The 23,069-nt window shown below is 42.4% G+C and carries 13 protein-coding genes; 1 reads left to right on the top strand and 12 read right to left on the bottom strand.

What is annotated here, in order from left to right:
* The 4 genes from Q0502_RS15520 to Q0502_RS15535 form a co-directional block, all read right to left on the bottom strand.
* Positions 1 to 1,133: IPT/TIG domain-containing protein (locus Q0502_RS15520; protein WP_298652666.1), on the bottom strand; the 1,133-nt coding region annotated here is incomplete at its 3' end.
* Between the two features lie 119 nt (positions 1,134 to 1,252).
* Positions 1,253 to 2,455: an MFS transporter gene (locus Q0502_RS15525; protein WP_298652669.1), complete on the bottom strand. Its 1,203-nt coding sequence runs from the start codon at positions 2,453 to 2,455 to the stop codon at positions 1,253 to 1,255.
* Positions 2,456 to 3,012: 557 nt separating this feature from the next.
* Positions 3,013 to 4,563, bottom strand: coding sequence for an alpha-N-arabinofuranosidase (locus Q0502_RS15530; protein ID WP_298652672.1), 1,551 nt, complete (start codon positions 4,561 to 4,563; stop codon positions 3,013 to 3,015).
* Between the two features lie 30 nt (positions 4,564 to 4,593).
* Positions 4,594 to 5,775 carry a glycoside hydrolase family 43 protein gene (locus tag Q0502_RS15535; protein ID WP_298652675.1) on the bottom strand — a complete coding sequence of 394 codons (1,182 nt, stop codon included), beginning with the start codon at positions 5,773 to 5,775 and terminating at the stop codon, positions 4,594 to 4,596.
* 311 nt (positions 5,776 to 6,086) lie between these two features.
* On the opposite strand from Q0502_RS15535, the gene Q0502_RS15540 reads away from it, so the two are divergent.
* The gene (locus Q0502_RS15540; protein WP_298652678.1) at positions 6,087 to 10,229 is read left to right on the top strand and encodes a hybrid sensor histidine kinase/response regulator transcription factor; all 4,143 of its coding nucleotides are present in this window, start codon (positions 6,087 to 6,089) and stop codon (positions 10,227 to 10,229) included.
* A gap of 77 nt (positions 10,230 to 10,306) precedes the next feature.
* Here the strand turns inward: Q0502_RS15540 and Q0502_RS15545 are convergent, their stop codons facing one another.
* From Q0502_RS15545 to Q0502_RS15580, 8 genes are all read right to left on the bottom strand, one after another.
* Positions 10,307 to 11,800 (bottom strand): arylsulfatase, encoded by a 1,494-nt coding sequence (locus tag Q0502_RS15545; RefSeq protein ID WP_298652680.1) that lies wholly within the window; start codon positions 11,798 to 11,800, stop codon positions 10,307 to 10,309.
* 18 nt (positions 11,801 to 11,818) lie between these two features.
* The gene (locus tag Q0502_RS15550) at positions 11,819 to 12,952 is read right to left on the bottom strand and encodes a glycoside hydrolase family 76 protein (protein ID WP_298652683.1); all 1,134 of its coding nucleotides are present in this window, start codon (positions 12,950 to 12,952) and stop codon (positions 11,819 to 11,821) included.
* A 1-nt stretch (position 12,953) separates the two neighbouring features.
* On the bottom strand, positions 12,954 to 14,834 hold the full coding sequence (locus Q0502_RS15555) for a SusE domain-containing protein (protein WP_298652685.1): 1,881 nt from the start codon (positions 14,832 to 14,834) through the stop codon (positions 12,954 to 12,956).
* A gap of 11 nt (positions 14,835 to 14,845) precedes the next feature.
* The gene (locus tag Q0502_RS15560) at positions 14,846 to 16,465 is read right to left on the bottom strand and encodes a RagB/SusD family nutrient uptake outer membrane protein (RefSeq protein WP_298652688.1); all 1,620 of its coding nucleotides are present in this window, start codon (positions 16,463 to 16,465) and stop codon (positions 14,846 to 14,848) included.
* An 11-nt stretch (positions 16,466 to 16,476) separates the two neighbouring features.
* On the bottom strand, positions 16,477 to 19,797 hold the full coding sequence (locus tag Q0502_RS15565) for a TonB-dependent receptor (RefSeq protein WP_298652692.1): 3,321 nt from the start codon (positions 19,795 to 19,797) through the stop codon (positions 16,477 to 16,479).
* A 257-nt stretch (positions 19,798 to 20,054) separates the two neighbouring features.
* Positions 20,055 to 21,038, bottom strand: coding sequence for a FecR domain-containing protein (locus tag Q0502_RS15570; RefSeq protein ID WP_298652694.1), 984 nt, complete (start codon positions 21,036 to 21,038; stop codon positions 20,055 to 20,057).
* 220 nt (positions 21,039 to 21,258) lie between these two features.
* Complete coding sequence (locus Q0502_RS15575; protein ID WP_298652697.1) at positions 21,259 to 21,882, bottom strand: RNA polymerase sigma-70 factor; 624 nt, start codon at positions 21,880 to 21,882, stop codon at positions 21,259 to 21,261.
* Between the two features lie 128 nt (positions 21,883 to 22,010).
* Positions 22,011 to 23,006 carry a FecR family protein gene (locus Q0502_RS15580; RefSeq protein ID WP_298652700.1) on the bottom strand — a complete coding sequence of 332 codons (996 nt, stop codon included), beginning with the start codon at positions 23,004 to 23,006 and terminating at the stop codon, positions 22,011 to 22,013.
* Positions 23,007 to 23,069 lie beyond the last annotated feature (63 nt).

Consider the following 23,069-nt stretch of genomic DNA (forward strand, 5'->3'; position numbering starts at 1 on the left):
AAATTGCCATCGGAATCAAAACTGATTCCACGCGGTTGGTTAAATTGGGCAATCGGCAAAGGACCGTCACGATGTGCACCATTGGTAGCGCCGGAAAGTTTTTGAAACGAAGCAAGGCGAACACCATCACTGCCGACTGTACTATCGGTAACATCCACTTTACATATACTATTGGAAACATCTCCTGCTCCGCTTGAATATGCGATCCACAACTCATTTTTATTGATCGGATGCATAGCTAATCCATAGGCAATTCCACTAGGGGTCATTCCTACAATGGTAGCCTTCCATGTTGTCGGATCTATCCGCACTAATTGTCCATCATTGTAGCGGGTATAATAGTTTCCGTCGGCTTCGCTCAAAAGACAGTGGTAATGTATATTACCGGGTAAATCATACTCCTTATTGGTAGCAGTATTTAAACCTCGATCCCATTCTTTAATAAAATAAAGCTTTGGAATCCAACCCGTTCTGGGATCCATAAAGCAAAAACGGTCACGCTCAGCTTCCGAACCCGTTTGTAATATATTTGTGAGAGGATTGGCGATAGGAGGACAACGATGGTTGTAGCCCTGCGCACCGGTAGCAACGACCGTGGCGCTATTTTCAGCCACATTTAACCTTAACAGATTGTCATTAGCTAAGGATACGAAAATATTGAAATCTTTATCAATTCCAATATAAACAGGAGTCAATTGAATCTTATCTAATCCCACACTATAGTCAGGATTCTCTCCGGCATCATTTCCATTACCCGCAACGGTGGTAACAGAAGCTGCAACTTTGTAGAGGAAATGATCGGAATATTCTTTCCGCTGATCTCCCACCTCCACACTCAAAATACAGGTATCACCCGGGAGACGGGGTACCAATGCAAGTATACGCGTTCCGATGGAACCAATCACCGCAGCTTCCTTTGCATTGAAGAAAACTTTAATTTTGGAAGGATCCGTTCCGAAATTATCTCCATCCAATAATACCATCTCAGAGATCCGCCCTGAATCCGGCATAAATGATGTAAGCACCATCGGCTTATTCGGATCGTGCGCCTTACCACCGGTTTCTTCTTCTCCTTTACAGGAACTAAGAAAAAACAATGCCACAACCATACAGAATAGGAACGCAATATTCATATCTTTTTTCAAGTTTAACCCTGAAAAAAAATGAATAATTGGCTCAACATGTGTCGAAACATAATTTTGATTGTTTTTCATATTTAATCTATTTAGAAATAAATTTTTTTATTAATATTCTATTGTATATTTACTTTTTTATTCTCACTGAACAACCAAACAAACCCAATCAGGATGACAACAGCCATCACAAAGGGTACGGTCCATACAGAAACCCAGTTGTATGTACCCTGCACAGTAGTATGCTGATGCACTACGTTTCCGGCAACCAACGTCCCCAGATATTTACCTACTCCGTAGGTGGCAAAAGCAATCAGTCCCTGCGCCGAATTCCGTAATGACGAAGGCGCTTTTTCATCTACAAACAGTTGTCCCGAAACAAAGAAGAAAGTAAAACAGAATCCATGGAGCGGTAATACGGCATAGATGAATCCGGTCTGCCCCGTATGCGCTCCCAGTGCAAAGAATCCGTACATCAGCACCCAGGCCGTAATAGCGGCTACAATACTTCCTTTGTAACGCAACTTAAGGAACATCAGGGGAAAAGCAAAAAGGAAGATCACTTCGGCAACCTGCCCCATGCTCATGGCTGCAGCAGCGTTATTGATCCCTACATTGACGATGAAAAGGTTGGTAAAAGAATCATAGAAAGCAAGCGGAATACAGGTTAGTGCCGAGAACACCAGCAGTACCAAAAACGATTTCTCTTTGGTTAGTTTAAAGGCATCGAATCCGAGTATTTGCCCAACAGTCAGCTTATCTGCACGCTTTTCAGGCGCTTTGTAGGGAAGTAAAAAAGCGTATAACCCGGCGAGGAAAGAAATACCGGCAGCGATTACAAAAGGGGTTGCCAGTGGCTCTAAATTCATTGAACTGATCAACAAACCGGCAATAATCCACCCGAACGAGCCGAATAACCGGATGCGTGAGAATTCTTTCGACGGCTCAGGCAGGTTGTCAAAAGAGATAGAGTTGCATAACGACATGGTCGGCATAAAACAAATCGTATACAGCAACAATACAGGAAAGAATAATGAAAACTGAGTAATTCGCGTCAACCAGAATAATAATACCGCCCCCATAATATTTAAAAACGCTAATACCCTGTTGGCTGAGAAGAACCGGTCGGCTATCATGCCTACGATCACAGGAGATATAATGGCTGCTATGGCTGCCGTACTATATGCCAACCCGATTTGAACCCCTGTAAAATGGAGTGTTTGTCCCAGATAAGTACCCATGGTTACATACCATGATCCCTGAATAAAAAACTGAAAGAACATCATCAGGGATAGTTGTGTTTTTTTGTTTTTGTTTCCCATTATTTAATCTTTATACATTCATTTGTTTATTATAAATTTAAAACCTCCTCTTACACCGGACCATTGATAAAAAACAAAAAATATTCCCTAACAGCACATTAGCATAGCGATGGCTGTTAGGGAATATTTTTCGTACACGGCATAAAGGGGTGCGACAAATATTAATAAAAAAATTATCGTCGAAAAGGAACGAAAAAAAAGCGGGGAATAAATGTTTTGATTTACAGAAAAGTAGTCTGATAAAGAGCTTGTTATCAGCCGGAAAAGAGTCAGATAAGAGAGAATACCCCCCCCCCCATTAACTTTAGTTAACAAAAGAGAGGCATTGAATTTACCCCTGTTTGTTTTCATACGATTAAAACTATTTATTTTCAAAAGTTATCATATAGAACATTTGTATTAAGCTAGATGAGCAGCAAAAATAGACTTCTATTTACAAAGAAAATAAAAAAAAATTAAATAATAAACATATATAGAAGCAAATTATAAAAAAGAATAATCCATATAAAAAGTATCCATAAATGTTATGTACATTAAAAAATTACCATTCGTAATGCTTATTCTATTTCAATCATCACCACCGCTTTAGCGGGTAAAACAACCGAAAGGGCATTGCCTCCCGAAAGGGTTGCCCCTTTAAAATCCTTTACAATTATATTGGAAGGTTGCTCAAAACTGTTGTAATCATTGATCTTATCGGAGGTAAGTACTTTCCCCGTCACCTTTCGCGCCGATATACCCCGTAATTGTGTCCCGATGTGCTGTTCGTTCGAGAGATCGGCATTCACCAACGTGATATGTATCTTTCCGGTTGCGTCTTTCGATGCCGAAACGCTTACCGCATCGATCTCCTCATTACCGTGCCGGTATTTGTTGCCCGTAAAAGAAAGCGGCAGCAGAGTTGCATCTTGATGCACTTTATAGAGATAAAACACCCAGTAGGTAGGTGTGAGCACCATTTTTTCATTATCGGTAAGTATTACAGATTGTAATACGTTGACTGTTTGGGCAAGATTTGCCATCTTCACCCGGTCGCTATGGTTATTGAAGATGTTCAGGTTGATACCTGCCACAATAGCATCGCGCAGGGTATTTTGCTGGTGCAGGAATCCGGGATTGGTCCCCGGCTCCACGTTGTACCACGTTCCCCATTCGTCGATGATCAAACCTATCCGTTTATGCGGGTCGTGGCGGTCCATGAGGGTAGTATGCCGGGTGATCAGTTCATTCATGAACAGCGTTTTCCGGATGGTGGTAAAGTACTCCGCTTCATCGAAATCTATGGCTGAGCCTTTATCGCCCCAGTTCCGGGGTACTGTATAGTAATGCAGCGACAGGCCGTTCATATGCCCCCCGGCTTTTCTCATCAACGTTTCCGTCCAATTGTAATCATCCACATTGGCACCGCAGGCAATCTTATACAGGTGGTTATCTCCGTAATTGCGACAAAAGGTGGCATACTGCCGATACAGGTCGGAATAGAAATCGGGCGTCATATTACCGCCACATCCCCAGCTTTCGTTACCCACTCCCCAGAATTTCACTTTCCATGGTTCTTCCCGCCCGTTTTGCCGGCGGAGGTTGGCCATGGGACTCTCTCCGTCGAAAGTAATGTATTCTATCCATTTGGACATCTCCTCCACGGTACCGCTACCCACGTTACCGCTTATATAGGGCTCGGCATCAATCTGTTCGCAAAGGTCGAGAAATTCATGAGTACCGAAACTGTTGTCTTCTACCACCCCGCCCCAGTGGGTATTGATCATTTTGGGCCGCTGGTCACGCGGACCGATACCGTCCATCCAATGGTATTCATCGGCGAAGCAACCGCCCGGCCACCGTAGGTTGGGTATACGTATATCTTTCAGCGCCTCCGTTACATCGTTGCGGATGCCCCTGGTATTGGGTATGGATGAGTCTTCCCCCACCCAGTATCCGCCGTAAATACAACGTCCCAGGTGTTCGGAAAAATGTCCGTAGATATGCCGGCTGATGGTACCTTTTTCCTGATCGGCATCAATGATCAGTTTATTTTGAGCCGCGATGGGTACACTGCTAATAATAAGCATTACCAGTAAAATAGTTATCGACAGATATTTCTTTTGCATACAATTATTTTTTGACAATGAGGTTGTTTTCTATCTCCCCGGCGACGGGAAATCTGCATTTATCTGCTCAAAAATACTCAAATCCCATTTATCGAACCATGTAAGGAGAGGTAATCCATTCTCGAAGAGCACAGGCAACCATACATATCTGCCGTCAATGGGATTTTGAGGTCTCCATCGGTCTGCCATGAATATAAAAGCGTTCCGCTTTCCCTGTACGGGAAGAATGAATGTACTTTGTGAATGAAATGTAAGTTCCGCATCGTCTCCTCTACATGGATTCGGGTGCAGTGTCCATGGCCCCATAATATGGCCGGCTGTGAGCAAACGGGCGGCATTGGGATCCCATCCCGTGCAACCGGAAGTGATCATAAAATAACGTCCCTCATTTTTGAAGATAGCCGGTGCTTCGTTATGCCCTCCCGGCTCGACTCGGATATATCTCCCGGTGTAGTCCAGATAATCGTCCTTTAATTCGGCTATATGCAGGGTGAGATTGTCTTCAGACGAATAGATATGATACGCCTTGTTATCGTCATCCACAAACAAAGTCATATCGCGGGACATTTGTCCGCCCTCGAAATCGCGACGTACGAACAGGCCGTCTTTTATGGCTGCCATCCATTGGGGTGTCCACCATTTTTCAAAATCGGTTGATTTTACGGGTGAATCCCGCTGCTCTTCTGTCATATTCATGGGCCATTTTCCGGCATTTACCCTGCCGTTTTTTACAAGTTTGTAAGGACCCGTTATCCGGTCGCCGACTGCTACTGCTACATGAGCGGCCTCATAACCTTTGCCTTGGAGTTCAAGATGAAAGTACATCACGAATTTTCCAGTTTTGGCATTATAGATAACTTTAGGACGCTCAATGGTACTGCCTTTTACTATCGGGCTCTCCGGATCATCGCTCACGGGCAGGGCTATCCCTTCGTTTTCCCAGGTATATAAATCGGATGATGAGTAACATGTTACACCGACCAATGCGGCGTTAGACCGTTCGCTTTTATGTTCCCCGAACCAGTAATATTTACCTTCGTGGTATAGGATTCCTCCACCGTGGGCGTTGATATGATTTCCCAGGTCATCTTTCCATATTTCGGCGGGAGTAAAAAAAGCATATCTGTTCGGAGTATCGCGGGATTGCAATTTGTTGTAACCAATAGATATACCAAAAGCCACCACCCATAATATACATATTTTTAATTTCATGACCTTGTTAGTTGAAAGGGATTAGATCGATAAATCCGTCGATATTAGTTTTGCAAAGATAGTTCGCCAATCTTTGAATAAACTCTAATTATCATTCAAAAAGGTTGAAAAATAAGGAAGCGATGGCTGTCGATATGAACTATTTCGTTAAAACAATAACAGAAACAAAGTTTTATTTTGTAGTACCGGTCTCAGAATTATATCATTAACCTACCTGAAGAAGAATTTTTTAATTTTTTGTTTTTGATACATTCTTATATATTTTTTTAAACCACGTTGAATTTTCTTATTTTTGTGAAAAATATGTTGTAATGAAAAAGTTATCGGGCATCCTATCTATTCGTTTAACATTACCTTTTTACACCGTTTTCACTTTGCTGTTCGGTTGTATGGATTTCCTTTATCCTCAACAGAACAGGGGTGAACCGGATTTCAAAATTCTGAGCACGACCGATGGTTTCCCCACCAATGAAATCCAGGAAGTATATCAGGACAGGGAGGGGTTTATATGGTTTGCCACGAGAAACGGACTGTGTAAGTACGACGGATATCAGATAACGGTTTATAATTCTAACCAACCTAAACCGCATGTACTGACGAGCAACAATATTTTTTGTCTGGCGGATGATCAGAATGGAAACCTCTGGATCGGTACTTATAACGGAATAGACCGATTCGATAAATTATCGGGAAAATTCGAGCCGATAGAAATTCAAAATACGACCAATAAGGTGGTTTCATGTATTTTGGTAACGAAAAACAATGAGATCTGGATCGGAATGGATGACGGATTGTTCAGATACGATCCCCGGGAGAACACCTTTACCCACCATAGCCTGCAGAAAATCGGCGATATTGCCGTAACCGCTTCGGTGAAATCCATCATTGAAGACACCTATGGGGAGATATGGGTCGGTACATGGAATAATGGATTGTACCGTTATTCACCTTCCAAAAATATTTTTCATACTTACCCCAAACTGAATTCGCGGAATTCGGCTCACGTAATCTATGAAGACAGTAAGAAGAATATCTGGGTAGGGACATGGGGAGAAGGGCTTCATTTTCTTGAATATCCGCGTGATATGGAGAACTTCCGATGGAAAACATACCGGCACAATGCAAACGATCCGGCAAGTTTATCGGATAATATTATTTATGATATTTGTGAAGATATCAATACAAATTCACTTTGGGTCGGTACCCGTAGCGGGCTTAGTATACTGGGATATGACACCCCGTCCGGATTTATCAACAGGCGTGCGACCCACAAAACAAATGAGCTTCCCACCAATGAGATCAATTCCATTATCCGGGATAACAAGGATAATATCTGGATCGGTACTATCGGTGGCGGTGTCTTGTTTACCAACACGAAAGAATCCAAATTCGATTTCATCAGTGTAGATATTTCAGGAATACCCACAGGCGCAATACGATCGGTTTTTTTAGACAATGATGACAATATGTGGCTGGGCATAGGCACGTATGGAGTTGTCCGTTATGATAAAAAATCGGAAAAGGTCATTCCACAGCATGCCTTGCCTGAATTCAACGGGGCAGGACAAATCTCAATGTATGATATCAAGCAACGTAATACCGGCGAAATACTGTTGGGTACGTATGGAGAAGGGCTATGGGTATATGAAAAAGGAAAACCCATCCGAATGTACACTGAAGCCAATTCCGGTTTTATCAGTGATAATCGCATACGGAGCATCCACGTCGACCGGCAGCAGAATTGCTGGCTGGGGACGCAATATGGGCTGGGTGTCTGGCTCAGCGACGATACTGGATTTATTTTGGATAATATCTTAGTAGATGACAGACAACTGGTACCATCGAGTATGATCGATATCACGGAAGACGTGGCGGGCAGAATATGGATTGCCACAATCGATAACGGCGTACTGTCGGTGGAAGGTGATCCCCGGCATAGAGACGGGCTTACCTTCAGGAACTATACTGAAAAAAATGGAAAGATCTCAGCTCACACTATCAATGTGCTGCATTATGATACCTCCGGACGTTTATGGGCGGGTGCCGAAAACGGAAGATTGTACCTGTATGACAATGAGTCGGACTCATTTATCGACAAATCGCCCCAGTTCTCTATTCTGGGAACCCTGATCAGTTCCATCGAAGAAGACCGGCAGGGAAATCTATGGATCGGCACAAACAACGGCCTGATCAGGCTCACTTTCAATGAAACGGCCAAACTGACGGGGTACCGGGTTTTTACTATGGCCGACGGGCTGGGCGATAACTTCTTTATCCCCAAATCGTCCTATAAGGCCCAGGGAGAATTGTTTTTCGGGGGCTATAAGGGATTGGTACGGTTTAATCCCGATAATATCAATGTAGACATCTATCCTACCCCCTTCTATATAACAGATATAAGAATATTGAACACTTCATTCTATAAGTTGGATGAACAAATAACGAATAAAATATCTGCAAAAGTACCTCCTTTCTCCGATCGGATCACTATTCCGCATAAATATAACAATTTCAGTATCCATTTCGCAAACCTCAATTACAAAAATCCCGAACTGAACAGATATGCTTATAAACTGACAGGATTTGATCAGGACTGGACATACACCGATTCGAAACAAAATGTTGCTTATTACAACAATCTTTCGCCGGGACAGTATGTTTTTCAATTAAGGGCGACTACGCAGAACGGCGTATGGAACGATAAGATAAAAGAAATACAAATCAATGTCCTGCCGCCGTTCTGGCTTACATGGTGGGCTTTTATCATTTATTTTTGTATCCTGGCATTGATCGGTTACGCAATATACCGGAATATCCTGAATCGGATACATCTCCGTAATCAACTTAAATATAAAGAAATAGAGCGGGAGAAAGCCGAAGAGCTCAATCATGCCAAACTGCAGTTTTTCACGAATATCACCCATGAATTCCTGACCCCGCTCACCATTATTTCGGCTACAGTGGATGAGTTACAGCAAACATCGCCTCGAAATGACGACCTATATGCCACCATGGGACGGAATATCGTCCGGTTGACCCGGCTGTTGCAACAAATCCTGGAGTTCAGGAAAGCCGAAGCAGGGAACCTCAAACTACGCGTATCATACGGCAATATTTCTGAATTCGTAAAAAATTCTACCGATTCGTTCTATCCGCTGATCAGGAAAAAAAAGCTTCATTTCTCCTACGTAAGTGATCCCGAAAATATTCAGGGTTTATTTGACATCGACAAACTGGACAAGATACTTTATAATCTGATCTCAAACGCCGCCAAATACGTATCAAAAGGAGGCTCCATACAGGTAACGCTGTCGCACCGGGATGAAGAAAAAGATCATATCCGGATATCGGTAGAAGATAATGGTGCGGGAATTTCAAAGGATGATCAGCAAACACTGTTCAAACGATTCTATGAAGGAGATTACCGAAGGCATAACACCACAGGTACCGGTATCGGATTGTCGCTGGTAAAAGACCTTGTCAATCTGTATCACGGAACAGTACAGGTAGAAAGCGAGATTGACAAAGGAAGTAAATTCACGGTCATCCTTCCCATTGATGCATCCTGTTTCGAAGATTCCGAGATCGATACGGATAAATTTGACTATATCCAAGATACCACACCCATGGAAGTCAACCCGGTGACAGAGGAGAAAGAGCGTACGACTAAAAAACAAGAAACATCATCCGTGTTGGTAGTAGAAGACAATGAAGAGATATTACAACTTGTTCACAGGTTGTTAAACAGGGATTACCATGTATTTACCGCTACCAACGGAAAAGAGGCCATGTTGATTCTCGGGCATAAAAAAATAGACATTATTGTTTCGGATATCATGATGCCTGAGATGGATGGTGTGGAACTTTGCAAATTACTGAAAAGCGATATAGAATACAGCCATATCCCCATTATATTACTGACGGCCAAAACCGACGAGAAAGACCGTGCCGATGCCTATGAGTCGGGTGCCGATGCATTTATCAGTAAGCCTTTTAACCTGAACGTCCTGCATGCACGTATTAAAAATTTATTAAAAAGCCGGGAACGCATGGCCCGGGATTTCAAAAACCAATTGGTATTCGAGTTGAAAGACCTGGAATTTACTAATCTCGACGAAGAATTCTTAAGAAAAGCGATCGATTGCGTGAACCGCCACCTGGATCATTCCGATTTTGACCAGCAGCAGTTCTCAGAAGAGATGAACGTAAGTAAGTCCACGCTGTACAATAAGCTGAAAACCCTTACAGGATTGAATACTTCGGCATTTATCACAAATATCAGGCTGAAAGCGGCCTGCCGGATCATGGATCAAAACCGGAATATCCGAATATCGGACCTGGCTTATGCCGTCGGCTTCAACGATCCTAAATATTTCAGTTCCTGCTTCAAAAAAGAATTCAATATGCGCCCGAGTGAATACATCGACCGGTTTACGGGTACGATGGAAGAATAATATCCATAGGGTACACCATAGCAGCATGCACCGCCATTATTGCACGGGCATACCGGTCCTGCCTTCCGTTCTCTTACTCATCGTATAATTGTGTTCAACAGATTTTTCAACTCCTCTACCTTTTGAGGGTACTTATCATACAAATTATTTTTCTCTTCAGGGTCTGTTTCCATATCGTAGAGTTGCACAGGAGGTAGAGTTCCGTTCTCTGCTGCTGACCATCCCCCACTCCCACCGCAATCAATCAATTTCCAACGCCCTTGCCTGATAGCAAAATACCCATCTCCGGAATGGTGGATTACCTCGCTCCGGGCCGTCTTGCTGCTTCCGTTCAGGACTTGCAGGAAACTTTCGCTGTCTTCGGCTGCACCCGGGGGAACAGTCGTGCCGGTCATTTCGGCAAAAGTTGCCAACATATCTGTCAGGCAAACCAATGCGTCTGAAGAAGTGCCGGATTTGACCATTCCGGGGTACTGAATAATTAACGGTACATGATGACCGCCATCCCATGCATCGGATTTCCTCCCGCGCCAGATATAATTAGCACGATGCGGATAAGTTGCTTTGTCTGTAGCATTCCAGTCGGCACCATTATCGCTGGTAAACACAATAAGTGTTTTTTCCTTTATTCCCAAGCTATCGATCAGAGATGCCACCTGTCCGACCACATCATCCACATGCACTACAAAATCACCGTAATCTCCGGCACTTGACACTCCTTTGAACCGGTTGGCGGGTAACCAAGGGGTATGTGGGGCGGTAAGAGGCATATATAGAAAAAAGGGTTGACTACCGGATGCCCGTTCTCTGATATATTGTTTTGCTTTTTCAGTAAAATGATCAAGGGTCTTATCAATGGAAAAACTTTTCGAGGCTTTTCCTCCGCGCCAAAAATGTCCGCGGGGCGAGTCTGCGCCTTCTATAACCGTCATTATGGTATCGACTACATTACGATCCTCGATATATACATAAGGTATCATATCCAAGGATGCAGGAAGAATGTAACTTTTATCAAAACCTGCATCATTCGGCGTATAAGTCAGTGGTTTGCCGAATGCCGTATTATTTTCGTTTGCTGCTGCACCGTTGGTCGTTTGCCAACCCAATCCCAAATGCCATTTACCGGCGATTGCGGTATGATATCCACGTGTTTTTAACAGGGAGGCGATAGTAGGTCTTTCTTTTTCAATGAGGGGACGACTGAATCCCCCCAAAACCCCACTCTTCAGACTACTGCGGAAACAATAGCGTCCGGTAAGGAGTCCGTAACGGGTGGGTGTACTCAGGGCGGAACCGGAATGGGCTTCTGTAAAACTTATTCCTTCAGCACATAGTTTGTCAAGATGGGGCGTCGGTATAGCCGAACCGGAATTGAACCTGCGGATGTCACCATACCCCATATCATCTGCCAAAATAAATATGATGTTTGGCTGATCCGTGTTTAACGGCGGTTTTATCGGATTTTCTTCCGACGGCTGTGCCGAACAGGAGGGAGTCAGCATCAGGGTTGCACCGAATATCCATTTCATTTGCCGTATGTCGGGAATTCTTAAATTAAAATACTCTTTCATAAATAAATTTCTATTGGATTATAAAAGTTTCTGGTTAGCTAACAGTGCGGCAGCTTCCATAAGCATACAGGCGCTTACGGTTGCTTTTAATGTAGTTTTCATATCCGGTTTTATCGTCCAGTCAGGTCCGAACAATACCGGATTTTTATGAACACCTTTTGTCCACAATGTTTCCGTATTATGTTTCAAAAATTGCAGGTAACGCTTTTTAGTAACGCCGTCTATATCCTGTCGAATCAATTCCGTAAAATAACGGATAAAAATTCCTTTAAACAAATGCGCATCATTGTCAACGGAACTATCAGCCGCCCCTTCGAGCTTCAGTATCGAATTAGTAACCAGGGAGCCGGTTGTATAATTTGCCGTCAACACTGCATCATCGAGATAGCTTTTATTGCCCAAAATCTTATACAACTCCACTGCCGACCCGATAAATGTTCCCTGGTTGTAGGTGAATTTCCAATTGGTGAGGGTGTTATCTCTTCCATCGATATGGTCCAGTACTGCACCGTCGCTTTGCAGCAACGTTGCTTTTTCCCAATTATAAATTTTTAATGCCCATTCTTTGTAGTTCTCGTCACCTGTATCCTGGTAAAGACGGGCGGCAAGAATACAGGCAGGGCCATTGGAACAGGCATTCTTTTTCCACAGCTCCGTTGTTCTCCACGCTATCCCGCCACTGGCATATTCTGCGTTCCAGCCGTCCTTAATGTAATTCCATAGTTCGATAGTGGCATCTTTATATTTCGCTTCTCCAGTGGCTTTATACATACGGAACAAGGCCAGGGCTATCCATTCCATATCATCGAAGAAATTATTTTTCCATTTGTTCCCGTTACCTTTCCGTACGCCATTAAACCATTTATCGAGATACGATTTATAATAGCTGTCTTTGGTACGTAAGTATGCATCGGTCACCACGTCGATGGCATGAGCCTGAGGCCAGTATTGAAAACCCAATCCGCCATAATTGTTTTCTACAAAATATTGTTGCGATTCATTCCAGAAAGCGCTGATAAGAGCTTTACTGCTGCTGTCGGCAGCAGCAGTAAAGTCTATAGAATCAGTGACGGGCTTATATTCAGGCTTTCCGTCATCATTACAGGCACTTAACAAGATAGCCCAACATGCAATAAAAAATAACTTTTTCATTTTATTTTTCCTTTAGCACATGAGAATAAATATTGTCGGCTTGTAGAATAAGTGATATATCGTAGATAAATCCCAGCCATGAAACAGAGTTATTTTGGCTCCGTTTCCATTTGGGATTAAACGCTCTCTGACTTTCAGGAAATAGAGCAGCTATCTCTGTTGCAGTATATTCTTTCGTGTTGAAATAGGCAGGATCACCTGTGGGAGCATTGTCTTCGGTAGGACTAAGAGGTCCCCATACGGTCTCTGTACCGTCACCATACTCCATAATGAGCCTGTATCGTGGATTTTTGTTGTCGCTACTACCAAAATCTGCCTCTGCCATCGTATGATTGTTTAAAGCCCATACGCCCCGGGCGGTATATGGCAGTTCGAGTGTTTTACTCTGTGAATTGCAGTGATACCATTTCACAGCATTAATTTTTGAGTAAACAGCCGTTTCATCATTGAAATTCAGTACAATTTTATAGATAGCTGTTTCGTTCACGGTGGAAGTACCATTCTCTTTTAGTGTTCCGGCTTCGGTTGAAAATTGTTTTGGTATTCCGGTGGTAGTATCCACAAAATAATAACTTTTTCCGGCAGTCAATCTGGTAAATATTTCAAATTTTTCTCCTTCGAGAGCGGTCATTTTGATGGCTTGGGACAATGTACTACCCCCTTCCGACCCTTCGCCTGTTATATATAGGTTGTTAGGAACAACAATGGGTTCCTCTGGAGACTCTTCATCCGGTGTTGTTTCCGTCAATGTGTGTGTATAAGGGTTTTCAGCCTGTAATACCAGTGACATGTTGTAAGTATAGCCAATCCATGATGTGCCGGAAGGTTGGATTCTTTTCCATTTGGGGTTAAACTGGGTTATACCGTCAGCTGCTGTATATTCTTTTGTATAGAAATAAGCGGGAGCAGCACTGGGGAACCCATCTTCGTTGAAATTGGTGGGTCCCCATACAGACTCCGTACCATTTTCGTATTCCATCACAAATCTGTAGCGGGGATTGGTTTGCTCACTACCGAAATCTTCCGTAGTCATTGTATGTTTATTCAGAGCCCACACTCCGAGAGCGATATAAGGCAGTTCAAGGTTTTTGACAGCCGAATTACAATGATACCATTTCACAGCGTTAATTTTAGAGTAAACTGCCATACCGGAATTAAAATCTACCATAATTTTATAAACTCCGGTTTGATCTATTGTACTGGTCCCATTTTCTTTCAAGAGTTCACCTTCTGTGTAATATTGTTTTGCCGTGCCGGTAACAGCATCGGTAAAGGAGTAACTCTGACCGGCAGTTAATTTGATAAATGACTCAAATTCACCTTCTTCTGTCATTTTCATTTTGACAGCTTTCGACAAGTCACTACCTCCTTCGGAACCCTCTCCTGTTATATAAAGTGTAGCCGGAATATCGACAAACCCTGCGAGGCGGGTAACTTCCATCGTGCGGGATTCTGCGGCTATCTTACCATTCACGCCTTTGGAAGACACTACCGTCCAGATAAATTGTCCGGTCGCTGATGCTTCAATACCTGCCAATGCGGCGACTTTATTCAGTTGTTTATGGGTAACGCTTGCATAGGGGCGTAAGCCTTTATTTTCGGATGGCAGTCTGTATATAGGGTTTGAAAAATCACCGCCTTCGCGGTCAAAGACGATTTCATACATCACGAGCTCACCGTCTTCTGCTGTAGCCGCTTCCCATTCAAAATATACAGTGGCAGAAGAGGAACTTTGCAAGGGTACAAAAAGTTTGTCATAGGGGTCGATCAGCTGGTTTACAGCTGTAACATTGAGGTTTAATTCCTTGTTATCGAGACAGCTTGAAAGCATTAACGAGATAAGAAAGGATACCAACAGTGATATTTTAGTAATTGTTTTCATGCTTTTTAACCTTAATAATTGGGGTTCTGTCCTAAATTGGGATTAATATCTTTTTCACTTTGCGGAACAGGCCAGAGGTAGTCACGTTCAGGATTAAACGTCCGCTGATCCAACACAATGTATTCCGTATTGTTATTTTCAAACATAGCACCGTGTGGCCGTTGGTTAAGGACAACTTCTGCGGTCCGCCAGCGACGTATATCAAAAATGCGTAATCCTTCCAATGCCAATTCACTACGGCGTTCACGACGGATAATCAATTGCCTGTCAGCAGGTGTCCAGGCGCTGTTAAAATCTAATGCAGCAGGATCTGTAAATCCGGCACGCTGACGGAGTGCTTGAATGGTTACACCCCACACGTTTTCCGTTAGTTGACCTAGTTCATTTTTGGCTTCAGCATACATAAGCAGAACATCGGCATAGCGTATCATCATCAGGTTCATTCCGGAGTTAATTCCGTTGATGGCTGTCCGATCGTAATATTTGCGCATATAATAACCGGTAGGAGATGTTGTTTCATCGTTGGATACATATATATCAAGCCTTCCCGTAGGATCAGTTGTCGATCCGGGTTTGGTATAGATAGTCCGGCTATTTCCATCGGGTAATGTCCATGTCGAAAGGTGGCGGACAATAGTCATGTCCATTCGCGGATCACGATTGATATAAGGGTTATTTTCATTATACCCCGAACCACTTTCCTTAATTCCTTTTCCATTCTGCATAATATAGTCGTCTATTAATTCCTGTGTCGGGGCCATTTTACTGACACGTCCCCCCAGTGACGATTTAGGCATGAAATCCTGATAATCTGCCCATGTTCTGAGTGATGGAACATATTCTATATTTAGTATCATCTCTTTGCTGTACTCTCCCTCAACCGTAAAAAGTTTGGCATAATTGTCATACAAACCGTATTCCCCGTAAGTTGTATTACCCATCAACCGTTCGCAAGTGGTTACTGTATTTTGCCAGTCGTTTTCAAACAGATAAACGCGCGCTTTCAACGCAATGGCAGCTCCGGCGGTTATACGTCCCCTATCAGCTTCTGTGTATTGTTTATTGGTGGGAAGGATACCTGCAATTTCTTCTAATTCATCACATATAAACCGAATAGCGTCTGCATGGGGAGTGCGTTCAATGGTTTTCGACTCGGAGAGGGTTATGTCTTTTGTGAAAAGCGGTATATCTCCATACCATGTAGTCAGGCGAAAAAATAGCAATGCACGGATAAAACGGGCTTCCGCTTTTGCCCTGTTCTTCAGATTTTCATCCATATCCGGAACGCGATCTACATTCTCGAGAAAAGTATGACAGGTTTTAATTCCTGCATAGCATCTGCTCCATTCGTCTTTAAATCGTGCGTTGGAAGCGTCTGCCTGGCCCGATGAGATTATTTTTTCGTCATGAATACGCCTTTGGTACATGTTGTCGGACAAAGCTTCCGTACGGAAGAAAAAGTCAGCGTTATACATTTGGTTATAGGCCATATTTAGCACCGACATAGCCTTGTTTGTTGAAGTCCAGTAATTTTCATCTGTGAACTTATTGGTAGGTACCTGCTCTAAATCATTACAGGCTGCCAATGAGAACAGGAATAATAAACTATATATAATTAAATTTCTTTTCATAGGAGTATGTATTAAAATTCTAAATTGAGACCACATCCATAATAAATCAGTGTCGGATAATTACGGCCGCTGTTTGAAGCAACGCCGGCAATACCTCCCATATTGTTGCCGAATTCAGAAGATTCCGGGTCGATAAACGAAGTGGCGGACAATGTCAGTAGGTTCTGTGCATTAAGGTACATTCTCAGTTTGCCTGCACCGAGCTTGGAGGTAATGTGTTTCGGTAGGGTATAACCTATTTGTATATTTTTCAGACGGAGATAAGCCGCATCCAATAAATAGATATCCGAATCACGTCCGTAGTTGTTGATGTTCGAAGCTGAACCATCTGCCGTGAGGCGTGGCCAACGAGCATCCATGTTGGTAGGACCCCAATAGTCCAGTTGGTGCTGGAACATAACCTGCGTGAAGTTGGAAGCATACGGACGTATCAGTTCACCGCGAAGCACCATACTACGTTTCCCGACACCTTGAACAAATAAACCTAAGTCGAATCCTTTCCAACTGAGGTTATAATTCAGTCCGAAGGTATACCGGGGAAAGGCATTACCTAACACCTGACGGTCTTTTTCGTCGATTACACCGTCTTCGTAATAATCTACATATTTCACGTCCCCTGGCGCTACTGAAGCGCCAACGGGTAATGCACTATTGGCAATATCATCTTCGTCCTTAAAGAATCCGTCAGTTTTGTACCCAAAATAAGAATTCAGAGCAATACCTTCCCTTATTAAGGACGACATCTGTTCTTTTGCATTAATCCGCTCGTCACCAAAGTCAATAATTTTATTTTTTGAATCGGCAATATTGAAGTTAATGCGGTGTTGCATCCCTATAGTATTAAAGTTGTAATTAATACTAGCTTCCCAACCCCTGTTTTGCATTTTCCCGGCATTCTCTATAGCGACAGCACCGCCGAACACAGCAGGAACTTCAGGGCTCAACAGAATGCCGGATGTCGTTTGGTTAAAATAATCAAACGATACCATCAACTGATTCTTGAGAAATGCAGCGTCAGTACCAATATTAAACGTTGCTGACGTTTCCCATTCCAGATCTTTATTACCGAAGCTGAACCCGGTACCCGATACGGGAGTTTTGTTGAATCCGTAGTTATTGGTATATACAGTGTAGGTAGTCATATAGCGGTAATCACCTACATTTTGGTTGCCCAGCACACCATACGAACCACGTATCTTCAAATCTCCCACAGTATTGCGATATGTTTCCATAAAATTTTCCTGCGATACACGCCAACCTGCCGTTACAGACGGGAAGAAACCCCATCGGTGCTCTTTGGCAAATTTGGAAGAACCATCGTAGCGAAAACTTACTTCGCCATAGTATTTATCGGCAAACGAATAACCGGCCCTGCCAAATAATGAATAAATACTTGTACGGATAGTGGCATCGGGGGTATTATAGCTGTTTATTGGATCTATCTCTGTTAATCCGTCAGTCGCAGGAATACCAAGATCCGGATCAGTAAATTTTTTTCTGATTTCGTTGGCTTGCTGCGTATATGATTCATTAGAAAAACCAACCAATCCCGTAATATGGTGTACGTTGTTAAAAATACGATCGTAATCCAGCAGGAATTGCGTGTTCAGTCGATAATATTTTTCGTTATAATCTTCTGTATTTCTTTCCTGACCAGTATAGCTTGTCGGTTCTTCAGATGTTTCACTGGCGTAATATGCCACTTCAAGGGTTCTGACAAAACGATGATTTGCAGTGAGGTCAAGTCCGAACATACCTTTTGCTTTCAAACCTTTAATGATTTCCAATTCACCGGTTAGGTTGCCAATAATATTGTCTTCATCCCGGTCACGATAACCTCCTGCTTCCAAAAGTCCAAGGCTAGTAAACTGATCAACGTAACGGCCCTTGCTGTCTTTCATTTTATTATAATAATAGGAGGGGAAGCGAGTGGCATTTTGTATGGCATTACCTGCATTCGGAGCATGGTGCATAATCCGATTATAGGCTAATTGGGAGGAAAATTTCAATCTTCCGTATTCAGAGGTTAGATTAGTGCGAAAATTGTAGCGCTTCATACCGTAGTCTCCGCCCACAAAATTGCTTGCCTGATCGTAATAACCTGCTGAAGCCATATAAGTTGATGTTTCGCTCCCTCCCGAAACACTTGCCGTATATGTTTGTTTCAGAGCGGGTTTCAGAATTTGAAACAGGAAATACTCCTGGTCTTCGTGTTCATATAAATCGCGTATTTCATCGGGAGTATAAACCGGGGTCCGACCTACATTAACTTCCGCCTGATTTCTGAGTATAGCATTCTCATACCCTTTTACCGGGGAGAACAGAAAATGAGGTGTTTCGTAACCAACCATGGAATTAAAACGGACAATCGGTTTACGATTTTTACTTCCTTGCTTGGTGGTTACCAGCAATACCCCACTTGACGAACGAGAACCGTAAATGGCGGCACTACCTGCATCTTTTAACACAGAAATGGAAGCGATATCGTCCGGATTTATACGATTTAGGCTGCTCAGATCCGTAATAATGCCATCAATAAGTACTAACGGATCGTTATTGGTTATGGTGCTGACACCGCGTATGTTAATACTTAGCTGGTTGTCATTCGGGTTCATATTGCTTTGCTGGATAATCAGATTCGCAGAAGCTCCCTGTAAAGCCTGCATGGCGTTACCTACCGGTCTGTTTTCAAAAACATCGGAGGCGATCTGATCAACTGCCCCGGTTATACTTCGGCGTTGACGTGTTCCGTATCCGATTACAATCAATTCATCCAATGCTTTGGTATCTTCCTGCAGAACAATATTAAAAGTCGTTTTTCCTACCGTATTAATATCGTAAGTAAGATAGCCGATATACGAAATATACAGTACAGCATTGTTTTCAACTCTCAATGAAAAATTACCGTCTATATCGGTTACCGTACCGTTGGTGGTACCTTTTTCCACAATATTAGCCCCGATAATGGGTTCTCCCGAGGTATCCGTTATAACTCCGGAAACGGTTTTGCTTTGTCTCTGCCTCGATTGGACGTTACTTACCGGGGGTGTTGAACTCACGGAGATGGTGTTATTTGTCCGTTGGAAATAGAGGTTTGTCTGGGCGGTTATTTTATCCAAAACATCCTGAATGGTAGCATTTCGTATATTCAGTGTAATATTGGGCGCTTTGTCCACAATACTCTGGTCGTAAAAGAACTTGTAATCCGTGAGCGTACTGATTTGCTGAAATACCTCACTAAGAGATTGGTTTTGTACATTGAGCGAGAGATTACTGTTTTTCGTGTTCTGCCCGGAAACAGGAGCAATTACAGCAAAAAACAAAATCATCATGATAAAAAAATTAAGAAAAAACGATATTTGTTTTTTTAATTGATGGGTGAATTTCATATATTTGTCGTGTTTAATAATTTTTTAAACAAATTTCTAAACAGGTAACTTCTTATTTTCCGATGTTGCAAGCGGGTGAAATGGCGAAGTTACCCCTTTTAAAGAGCACTTTTCTACAGAGTGCTCTTTTCTTGGTACGGGATTCTTGTTTATAGGGGAATCTTATTCATAGGCGTATTTTTTAGGATTAGAACTCGTATTTATTTATAAAGAAGTACTTCATTGTCTTTTTTAATGTATTTGATACCGCTGGTGTATTCGATGGATCGTAATACGGATTCGAGGCTCTGGTTGTCATGTTCTCCCGAAATCAGGTTATTGAACTCCTGCCCTTCTTTAAATACAATACGGCAACCATATATCCGTTCCAGTTCCCTTGCGATATCGCGGATAGGTGTCCGGTCAAAATAGAGCCAACCTTCTATCCATGCAAAGGAATGTCCGTCATTCCGCACGATCTCTTTCATGATCTCTCCCGTGCGGGTATTGAGAGTTATTTTCTCCTTCGGTTTCAGGACAAGAGTGGCTTCAGCCATCGATACCTCTACGCGACCTTCATTCACAGCCACTGACACGATCTCGTCCTTATCATATACTTTTACATTAAAAGCCGTACCCAGTACCCGGACATCAAAACATTCCGTTTCTACAATAAAAGGAGTTTTATCTTTGCTTACATCAAAATAGGCTTCGCCGGAAAGCTTTATACGGCGCTCGTTTTTACCGAAATTATCAGGATAAGCAATATTTGTACGGGAATTCAACACTACCCGGGTACTGTCGGGAAATACCAACCGTCTTTTTTCCCCATAAGAAGTAACGGTTTCCGTGTACAACACAGAAGATAATTCCGTCATTTTCACATAATGAAATATATATAGGCCTAAAAATAATACCGATGCCATCGCAGCGATATATACCGCCACCCGACGGAACCGTATCCTCTTCTTCTTTTCGAGACGCTTCAACAATTGCCAAGCCTCCTGTTTATATTGTTGATAGCTGACGGCATCGGAAGTTTTCTGCAATCCGGTCTCCTCTTCCAGTTCCCATATTATATTATCTGTCAGAGTGTCATTTCTCCGGTCCTTTACATCCCGAAAAAACTCTTCCGCCTCTTCTTTCGTGTAAAGATTGTCCAGGAAACGCCTGATCGTTCTTTCTTTTTCGTTGTTACTCTTCATAAATATATCATGCAACCAAAAATGCCTGCTCTATTTTTTGTAAAACAAAACAGCCGATATCTGCCTTGTATTGTAAAAAAACGCCGTAGCGAATAAAAACCAGCAGGAAAAATATTCAGCTCGTTCAACCGGGACGTGTATAAGTAATACACGGGATAATCGAAAATCTGGGGTGTCTTTAAATTTTATTAACAACATCTCGCTATAACCCAGAGCCATTTCACATATTTATACAGATCAATATAAGCAGCAAACCGGCCAGATAGTCGGGATAATCTTTCAGATAACGTTTAATGGTTTTTAAAGCGATTGAGATATGTTCTTGTACCGTAAGCACAGATATACCCAGTTCCTCGGCAATTTCTTTATGCGTCATCTGTCCGTTCCGGCTCATTTCAAATATCTGTCGCTGGCGGGGAGTCAATTTCTTTACTGCTTTATCGAGAATAACCTTCAATTCATTGGTCTGAACATGCTGATTAGTAACGTCGGAGTAATCAATAGCATTGGCAAGGATGTATGATTTGAGTTTTTGATCATTTTCTATATCTCTCAGGATATTGAGAATGCGATTTTTCACAATGGTGTAAAGGTACGATGAAAATGTTTTTTCAGGATCGAGGAACCGGCGGCCCTGCCAGATAACGGTAAATGCATCCTGATAAATGTCTTCTGCAAATTCATGTGATTTGACAAATTTCATGGAAAAATATAACAACCGCTCTTTATATCTTGCATACAATTCACAAAATGCATCCTGATCGTTATTGATAAGGCGAACCACTAAATCCCTGTCATTCGTAGTGATATTACTTTCTGTTATTATTCTTTTCTTTGCAGGCATTTTAAAAGCACAAAAGATATCAAATCGAGGAATACTTCTCTCGTATATCTGCAAAGGTAAAATATAAATGTTATAAATATATTTAAAATGAAAGAGAAAAATTACCACGCTGAGACAAGGCGCAAATTTTATTTTATATAAATGGTATTATCTTCTATCGTCCATCTCAATCCGGGATTTAATGTTTCCAAGATGGTCAATACCTGCCGGACATTCTCATAAGGTCTATATTTAACGGAAAACCGTCCTCCTCCGTATTTCCTTATATCATAATAGACGGTAACATTGAAACGGCGTTCCACAGTACGAATAATCTCTTCGAAAGAAGCATCCTCGAATACCAGATAACCTTCTTTCCATCTTGAGACAAGTTCCGCGTCGACCTGTAACCGGGAGGTTTTTCCCTGACGATGGTTATATACAAACTGCTCGTTAGGGCTGATCACTTCCGAAACTCTCACCTTTCCGTCGACATCCACCCGCACCGATCCTTCTTCCAAGGTAACTGCCGCAGTACCCGCATCTATGTATGATCTTACATTGAATGTCGTTCCCAGAGCTTCTACCTGCATGTATTGAGTTTTCACGATAAAAGGTCGCTTAGGATCTTTCTCAACCCGGAAAGTAGCTTCTCCGTTCAGGAACAGGTGTCGGTTCGGTCCGGAAAGATCTGCCGCATACAACAGTGTGGAACCGGCGTTCAGCCATACTTCGGAACCGTCGGGTAAAAGAACTTGCTTTATTTCTCCGTCATATGCAATGTGTTCCATTATTTCCGTTTTCGAAGCAGATGATTCAAATTTATTATGCATGATCCAATAGGTAAGCAACACGCTTACAACAGGCAGAAGTAAAATAGAAGCAATACGAAGTAAGCGTCGGGATAACGATAGATGCATAGGTTTTTTTTCTTTTCCGATCCGCCGGTTTATCTCTTCCAGAGCTTGTAATGTATGCCTGTCAGCTTCTGCCGTTTCCTGTTCCCACAATTCATTCAATACTTCGTTCTTTAACGTGTTGTTTTCTTTGTATGTGAACCATTGCTGGAATTTAAGAATAGACTCTTTGGGGAAATCATTCTCAAAAAAACGGGTCATCAATATGCGCATATGGTGTTTATCCATTTTATTCAATAAATTTAGACTTTTTCTCGCTATGGTATAGTCAAAGCAAGCTTTTCCTATACT

It is taken from the genome of uncultured Proteiniphilum sp., assembly GCF_937873925.1.
GTDB lineage: Bacteria > Bacteroidota > Bacteroidia > Bacteroidales > Dysgonomonadaceae > Proteiniphilum.